The sequence below is a fragment of the Mycobacterium sp. genome (assembly GCF_032162105.1).
Taxonomy (GTDB): domain Bacteria; phylum Actinomycetota; class Actinomycetes; order Mycobacteriales; family Mycobacteriaceae; genus Mycobacterium.
This window is the reverse complement of record NZ_JAVRPS010000189.1, coordinates 1-8,023: the sequence shown is the minus strand read 5'-3', so window position 1 is coordinate 8,023 and position 8,023 is coordinate 1. Positions and strand designations below refer to the sequence as shown.

The window sequence follows — 8,023 nt, the reverse complement described above, 5'->3', positions numbered from 1 at the left end:
AGCAGGAGTAATAGCGGAACGCCGCCCAACAGCGAATGGGCCAAAGCTGTGCTCACGACGGAAACCGTATCGCAAACATCGTTCAGGCCGCGCCCTCACCCAGGTATCGCACCCAGGCGGGGTCGAGCTCCTTGACCGACGACAGCAGCCGCCAGTGCTGTCCTTTCGGCGGCAGCGGCACCGATCGCAGCGACCAGCCCAGATCGGCGAGCATGTGGTCGGCCTTGCGGTGGTTGCACGTCGCGCAGGCGGCCACGCAGTTCTCCCAGGAGTGGTCGCCGCCGCGGCTGCGCGGCACCACGTGGTCGACGGTGTCGGCCTTCGCGCCGCAGTAGGCGCAGCGGAACCGGTCGCGGTGCATCAGCGCCGCACGTGTCATCGGGACGCGGGCGCGGTAGGGCACCCGCACGAAGGAACGCAGTCGGATCACCGAGGGCACGACGATCGTGCGGGTGGCCGAGTGGATCACCGGACCGGACGGATCGTCGTGCACGACGTCGGCCTTGCCGCACATCAGCATGATCACCGCGCGCCGCACTGGCAGCGCCGTCAACGGTTCGTAGGTGGAGTTGAGCAACAGCACCCGACGGCGACCCCAGATGGACGCCGGGTTGCTGGGTGGAGACGTTTCGACACCGTGCAGGGGCGGTGTCTGGGCAGGACCGATCGACGGGCCCGTTAGACCCACCGCGGTCCCATGTTGTCGGTGGCCGCGACTCTTTCGCTGCGACATACGTCCTCCGAGGAGATAGTCCACCACGGATCGGTGCCGACTGCACGACAATTCCTACCGTGTTCGCTGGTCAGTCTGGTGAACGTCGAGTGACGGAGACCGCCTTTGCCGAGGCTACCGACGCTCAGTGGACAATGGAGCCGTGACTGACGTTCAGCGGTCGTTCTACGAGGAGATCGGTGGCGCCGAGACCTTCAACGCCATCGTGTCGCGGTTCTACCAGCTCGTACGCGAGGACGAGATCCTGCGCCCGATATACCCCGCCGACGACCTCGACGGGGCCGAGCTACGGCTGCGGATGTTCCTCGAGCAGTACTGGGGCGGGCCGCGCACGTACTCGGATCAGCGTGGGCACCCCCGGCTGCGGATGCGGCACGCGCCGTTCCGGATCGGCTTCCTGGAGCGCGACGCCTGGCTGCGCTGCATGCACACCGCGATCGCCGAAGTCGACGCGCAGACCCTCGACGACGAACACCGCAGGGCCTTGTTGCAGTACCTGGAGATGGCCGCACAATCGATGGTCAACTCGACGTTCTAAGTTCCGGCATGATGGGCGGACGTGACCAACTCCCGCGAGGCGTGGTGGTCCCGCGCCGTCTTCTATCAGGTGTATCCGCGATCCTTCCGCGACAACAACGGTGACGGTGTCGGCGACCTAGACGGAGTGACGGCCGGGCTCGACTATCTGAGCGGCCTCGGCGTCGACGCGCTGTGGCTGAACCCGGTGATGGTGTCGCCGATGGCCGACCACGGTTACGACGTCGCCGACCCGCGCGACGTCGACCCGCTGTTCGGCGGCATCGGTGCGCTGGACCGCCTGATCGACGCGGCGCACGCCCGCGGCATCAAGATCACGATGGATCTCGTCCCCAACCACACCAGTTCGCAGCATCCGTGGTTTCAGGCCGCGCTGGCGGCAGGCCCGGGCACCGCGCAGCGCGAGCGCTACATCTTCCGCGACGGCCGGGGACCCGGCGGCGTGCACCCGCCGAACAACTGGGTGTCGGTGTTCGGCGGCCCGGCGTGGACGCGGGTCGAGGAGCCGGACGGCAACCCGGGCCAGTGGTACCTGCACCTGTTCGACGCCGAGCAGCCGGACCTCAACTGGGAGAACCCCGAGATCTTCGAGGACCTGGAGAAGACGCTGCGGTTCTGGCTGGACCGGGGCGTCGACGGATTCCGCATCGACGTCGCGCATGGCATGGCCAAGCCGCCTGGGCTGCCCGACATGAAGAACCCCAACCTGCCGATGCTCACCCTCGACGACGACGACCCTCGGTTCAACCACGACGGCGTGCACGACATCCACCGCAGCGTCCGCACCGTGCTCGACCGTTACCCCGAGGCCGTCACCATCGGCGAGATCTGGGTGTTCGACAACGACGACTTCGCCAAGTACCTACGTCCCGACGAGCTTCACCTCGGATTCAACTTTCGCCTGGTACGGGCGAAGTTCGATGCTGCCGGGATTCGGGAGGCCATCGAAAACTCCTTGGCTGCAGCCGAACTCGCCGACTCGACGCCGACCTGGTGCCTGTCCAATCACGACGTCGTGCGCGAGGTCAGCCGCTACGGCGGCGGTGCGCCGGGCTTGGCCCGGGCCAAGGCGATGGCGCTGGTGATGCTTGCACTACCGGGGACGGTGTTCGTGTACAACGGCGAGGAGTTGGGCCTGCCGAACGTCGAGCTGCCCGACGAGGTGTTGCAGGACCCCACCTGGGAACGCTCCCATCACGAGGAGCGCGGGCGCGACGGCTGCCGGGTGCCGATGCCGTGGACGGGCGAGGATCCCCCGTTCGGTTTCTCCGACACCGCGGACACCTGGCTGCCGATGCCGCCGGACTGGTCGGCGTTGACGGTCGAGAAGCAGGACGGCGTGCCCGGTTCGACGCTGTCGCTGTTCCGCCGTGCCATCGAATTGCGCCACGGCCGAATCGATCTCGGCGACGGCGTCCAGTGGCAGGAGACACCGGAGGGCGTGCTGGCATTCCGGGGCGCCGACGGCGTGACGTGCGTGCTGAACGCCGGAACCCGCCCGGTGCCACTGCCCGACGGCGAGTTGCTGATCGCCAGCGAAGCGCTGCTGGACGGCGCGCTGCCACCCGACGCCGCGGCCTGGATCCGCTAGCGCAGCACCACGGCCGGGTCGCCGCGCCTGCGGTACACGGTGCCGAACCGCGCGTCGATGCGCAGCCAGGCCGGGAGTACCCGCACGCGCACCACCTCGTCGGCCGCCACCGACTCCGGCGCGAATTCGTCGCCCGAGGTTCTCGACTGCGGCAGGAATCCCATTGCGGTCAGGGCGAATACGCATCGCATGGGAATGCCGACCTCGGTGCCGCCGGAACGGACGGCGACGACCTCCTGCTCCAACAACGACGCCGGCGGGCCGTGCGCGCTGCTGTGCTCCTTGGCCAACGCGACCCCGCGTTGCGCGAGGTCGAGAACCACCCGGGCGGGCACGTCGTCGAGGTGGACGAACCCGCTGTCCGGTGGCAGCGCGCCGCGCCACGCCGAGTCCATCGCGAACCCGGGATCCACGTAACCCGAACGGTCCATGGCGGGCAACGCGCGGGCCAGCGCATCGGCCGCGGCGGAGAGGTCGGCCGGGCGCACCCGGCCGCCGACGACGCGGCTGGCCAGTACGTCGAATCCGGTGGCGAGCCAGGCGACCACCTGCCCGCCCGGGCGTTCGCGCAACCGGATCACGCTGGCGTCGTCGAGGCGCAATGCGGCGTCGATGAAGGTGCTGAGGTCTTCGCGGTGCACGGCGTCCTCAAGCCACAGCCCGCGTTCCGGCCCGGACGTCATCGCTGATAACGCTGCAGATACTCCCGGTGGTGCGGGGCCAGCCGCACCAGCTTCTGCGCTTCGATGTCGAACGCCGCCAGCTGACTCTCGCCGATGACGGCCGGCTTGGAATCCGGATCGGCGAGCACCGAGCGCACCTCGTAGCCGAGGGTGAAGTCGACGGCACGCAGCCGGTTCACCCAAATGGTCACCTGCAGAGGCGAATCCGCCAGCCGCAGTTGACCCTTGTAGGTCACCTTGACCTCGGCGATCAGCAGCCCGGTGGTGGCGAAGTCGTTGGCGAACGGCGTGGCCAGGAACGGGACGCGGGCTTCCTCCAGGATGGTCACCATCGTCGCGTGATTGACGTGCTGGTACATGTCGATGTCCGACCAGCGCACCGGTACCGGCGTGACAAAGCGCGCTGAGCCGTCTGTTCTTCGCGCAAGCGGCTCACCCGTCACGTAGTGGTACCCGTGCCGCTCGTCCTGGTCATGCTGCGGATCTGCCGCGCCGCCACCGACAACGTCGCGAGGTCATGCTGGCCTTCGGTGTAGATCGCAGTGAGTGTGCGGCGGGCCCGCGCCACCCGCGAGCTGTTCGTCAGCTCCCATTCCTCGATCTTCTGCTCGCCGGTCTCGTCGGGCTCGCCAACGGCCAGCACGTCGACGCACAACGCGCGCAACGACCCGTAGATGTCATCGCGAATCGCCAAGCGCGCCAACGAATGCCACCGGTCGTCACGGACCAGCGCGGACACCGCGGTGAGCAGTCCGTCCGTGCCGAGGTGGTCCATCAGCGCGAAGTACGTGTCGGCCACCTCGGCGGGGTCGCGCTCCAGGATGTCGGCAATGTCGATGACGTCGAGCAGGCTGTACTGGTAGAGCCCGGTGGAGACCATGTAGGCGAGGTCCTGGGACACGCCCTTGTCGGTCAGCTCGGCCGTCTGCTTGGTGACGATGTTGCGGTCGTCGCCGCGCAGCCACTCCGACATCCGCGGCGTCAGCGCCGCCACGGTCGCGGCGAAGCGGTTGATCTCCGCGCCGACGGCCAACGGTTGGGGCCGGTAGTTGAGCAGCCAGCGGCCTGCGCGGTCGATGAGGCGACGCAGGTCCAGCGTCATCCGATCGGTCACCGCGACAGGCACCCCGGCCGCGCCCGCTTCCCTAATCTGCATCCACACCTCGCCGACGCGGAAGATCGCGTCGGTGGCGGCGTAACTGCGCACCGCGTCCAACGGCCCGACGCCGACGTCCTCGGTGATCCGGTAGGCGTAGGTGATCCCGCTGATGTCGACGAGATTGTTGACCAGCATGGTGGTCACGATCTCCCGGCGCAGTTGATGAGTGCGGATTTCCGGGCCGAACCGGTCGCGCAGCTGGACCGGGAAGTAGTGGGGCAGCCGGGCGGCGAACACCTCCTGATCGGGCAGTTCGCCGGACAGCAGCTCGTCCTTGAGCGCAAGTTTCACATGCGCCATCAGCGTCGCGAGTTCGGGTGACGTCAGGCCGAGGCCCACATCGGTGCGCCTGCGTATCTCCTTCTCCGCAGGCAAGGCCTCGAGTTCGCGGTTGAGGCCGCGGTCGGCGACCATGTCCTTGATCTGGCGGGCGTGCACCGTGAGCAGGCTGGCCGCGTTGGCCCGACTGGTGCCCATCAGGTCGTTCTGGCCGGCGTTGTCCTCGAGCACCAGAAGCCCGACCTCGTCGGTCATCGACATCAACAGGTCGGTGCGTTCAGCAGCGGTCACCTTGCCCGCGGTGACCAGCGAGTCGACCAGGATCTTGATGTTGACCTCGTGGTCGGAGCAGTCGACGCCCGCCGAGTTGTCCAGCGCGTCGGTGTTGACGTGTCCGCCGGCCAGGTCGAACTCGATGCGCCCGCGCTGCGTCACGCCGAGGTTGCCGCCCTCCCCGATCACCTTGGCGCGCATCTGGTTTCCATTCACCCGCACGGCGTCGTTGGCGCGGTCTCCGACCTCGGCGTCCGATTCGGTCTCCGCCTTGATGTAGGTGCCGATGCCGCCGTTCCAGAACAGGTCCACCGGCGCCAGCATGATCGCCTTCATCAACGCGGGCGGCGTCATCTCCTCGACGTCGTCGGGCCGCCCAAGGGCGTCGCGCACCTGCGCGCTGATCGGGATCGACTTCTGCTCCCTGCTGAACACGCCGCCACCCTCGCTGATGAGCGCGCGGTCGTAGTCGTCCCAGCTGGACCGCGGCAGCTCGAACATCCGCTGGCGCTCGACCCACGAGCTGGCCGCGTCGGGGTTGGGGTCGAGGAAGATGTGGCGGTGATCGAAGGCCGCGACGAGCCGAATGTGCTTGGACAGCAACATGCCGTTGCCGAACACGTCACCACTCATGTCGCCGACCCCGGCGACGGTGAAGTCCTGCGACTGGGTGTCGACGCCCATCTCGCGGAAGTGCCGCTTCACCGATTCCCAGGCGCCCTTGGCGGTGATGCCCATCGCCTTGTGGTCATAGCCCACGGACCCGCCGGAGGCGAATGCATCACCCAGCCAGAACCCGTAGGACTTGGCGACGTCGTTGGCGATGTCGGAGAAGGTGGCGGTGCCCTTGTCCGCGGCGACGACGAGGTAGGCGTCATCGCCATCGCGGCGGATCACGCCGTCGGGTGCGACGACGGCACCGGTGGCGGTGTCGACGTTGTCGGTGACGTCGAGGAGGCCACCGATGAAAAGCCGGTAGCACGCCACGCCCTCGGCGCGCTGGGCGTCGCGGTCGGCGGCCGCGTCGCCGGTGGGCGCGGGCGGGTTCTTCAACACGAAACCGCCCTTGGCGCCGACGGGCACGATGACGGCGTTCTTCACGGCCTGGGCCTTGACCAGCCCGAGGACTTCGGTGCGGAAGTCCTCGCGACGGTCCGACCAGCGCAGGCCGCCGCGCGCGACATTGCCGAACCGCAGGTGTACGCCTTCGACCCGAGGTGAATAGACGAAGATCTCGTACTTCGGCCTGGGCAGCGGCAATTCGTCGATCAGCCCCGGATTGAGCTTGACCGACAAGACGTTCTGCTCGCGCGCCGAACCGGCCCTGGTGACGAAGTAGTTGGTGCGCAGCGTCGCCTGGATCATCGCGGCGAATGCGCGCAGTACGCGGTCGGTGTCCAGGCTGACCAATGCGTCGATGCCGGCCGCAACGGCGGCGGCCGCCGCGGACGCGTCGTGCTGGGCGGCCTCCGATGGGTCGAACAGTGCCTCGAACAATTCGACCAGCGCGCGTGCGGTGCCCGCGTTGTCGTTGACCACCGTCTCGATGTGCGACTGGCTGTAGGGAAAACCGGCCTGCCGCAGGTACTTCGCGTAGCTGCGCAGCACGGTCACCTGCTGCCAGGTCAGCCCCGCCCGCAGCACCAACTCGTTGAACCGGTCGATCTCGACGCGACCCTGCCAGATGGCGGTGAGGGCATCGGCGATCCGGCCGGCAGTGGCTTCGCGCTCCGCGGGCCGCTCGTCGCGAAAGGCCCGCCGCACCGCGATCTTGAACTGGTAGATCCACACCGGCAGGCCGTCGGGCCGGGTGACGGTGAAGGGCCGCTCCTCGAGCACCACCACGCCCATCGACTGCAGCATCGGCAGCAACTCGCTCAGGGACGCCGATCGTCCACCCACGTACCAGGTGAGCTGGGCGGTCTGGCCTTCGCGGCCCTCGGAGTACACCAGCTTGACCGAATTGTCCTGCAACTCTTCGACGATCGCGATGTCAGTGATGGCGTCCAACGGGGCGAAGGCCTGCTTGTACACCTCGGGGAACGCGGCGGCGTAGTGCTCGGCATGGGCCTGGCTGATCGATCCCAACTTCACCGCGCCGATCAACCGGTCGCCCCAGGTGCGGGCGGCCTCGGTCAGCAGGTTCTGGATCCTGGTCTCGTTGCTCAGTGACGTGTCGACGTCGGCCGGACGAGAGCCCTCGGCCAGTCGAACGGTGAAGTGCACGACCGCCCAAGGGGATTCACTGACCCGCGCGGTGTACTCGATGCTGACGCCGCCGAGCTCGCGGACCAGGATATCCTGCATCTCGAGCCGGACCGCGGTGGTATAGCGGTCCCGCGGCAGATACACCAGGGCGGACACGAAGTGAGCGAGCTGGTCGGCCCGCAGGAACAGCAGCGCACGCCGCCGCGAGCCGAGATCGACCACCGCCTTGGCCATGTCCAGCAGATCGCGGGCGCCGAGGGCGAAGAGTTCCGAGCGCGGGATGGTCTGGATGATGTCCAGCATCAGCTGCCCGGGATGGCTGGGGTCGCCCTGCGCCAACGCCAGGGCTTCGTTGACGCGCCGCGAGATCAGCGGGATCTCGAGCACGTTGGCGTTCGTCGCGGCCACGGTGAACAGCCCGACGAACCGGTGTTCCACGGCCTGGCCCTGCCCGCCGAAGGTCTCGCGGACCACCACGATGTACGGGTACGCGCCGTAGCGCAGGAAGCTCGGCATGGTGGCCTGCGCGAGGACCAGCAGATCGTCGGGGCCGGTCAGCT

6 protein-coding genes are annotated in these 8,023 nt (G+C 68.1%); 2 read left to right on the top strand and 4 right to left on the bottom strand.

Annotation, left to right across the window (positions count from 1 at the left end; genetic code table 11):
* Positions 1-82: 82 nt before the first annotated feature.
* A complete protein-coding gene (locus QOC69_RS09870) occupies positions 83-733 on the bottom strand; it encodes an HNH endonuclease signature motif containing protein (protein ID WP_526438853.1) in 651 nt (216 codons plus the stop codon).
* A gap of 142 nt (positions 734-875) precedes the next feature.
* On the opposite strand from QOC69_RS09870, the gene QOC69_RS09865 reads away from it, so the two are divergent.
* Together QOC69_RS09865 and QOC69_RS09860 are read left to right on the top strand one after the other, a co-directional pair.
* Positions 876-1,271, top strand: coding sequence for a globin (locus tag QOC69_RS09865; RefSeq protein WP_526438851.1), 396 nt, complete (start codon positions 876-878; stop codon positions 1,269-1,271).
* A 21-nt stretch (positions 1,272-1,292) separates the two neighbouring features.
* Positions 1,293-2,861, top strand: a complete 1,569-nt coding sequence (locus tag QOC69_RS09860; protein ID WP_526438849.1) for a glycoside hydrolase family 13 protein — start codon at positions 1,293-1,295, stop codon at positions 2,859-2,861.
* Here QOC69_RS09860 and QOC69_RS09855 read toward each other — a convergent pair.
* The 3 genes from QOC69_RS09855 to QOC69_RS09845 all read right to left on the bottom strand — a co-directional run.
* Positions 2,858-3,544, bottom strand: coding sequence for a DUF8185 domain-containing protein (locus QOC69_RS09855; RefSeq protein WP_526438847.1), 687 nt, complete (start codon positions 3,542-3,544; stop codon positions 2,858-2,860). The two genes, QOC69_RS09860 and QOC69_RS09855, sit on opposite strands and share 4 nt — an antisense overlap.
* The gene (locus tag QOC69_RS09850; RefSeq protein WP_526438845.1) at positions 3,541-3,987 is read right to left on the bottom strand and encodes an acyl-CoA thioesterase; all 447 of its coding nucleotides are present in this window, start codon (positions 3,985-3,987) and stop codon (positions 3,541-3,543) included. Before QOC69_RS09850 ends, QOC69_RS09855 begins: the two co-directional genes overlap by 4 nt.
* Positions 3,984-8,023 (bottom strand): NAD-glutamate dehydrogenase (locus QOC69_RS09845; RefSeq protein WP_526438843.1); only part of this gene is annotated, 4,040 nt, incomplete at its 5' end. The genes QOC69_RS09845 and QOC69_RS09850, both read right to left, overlap by 4 nt.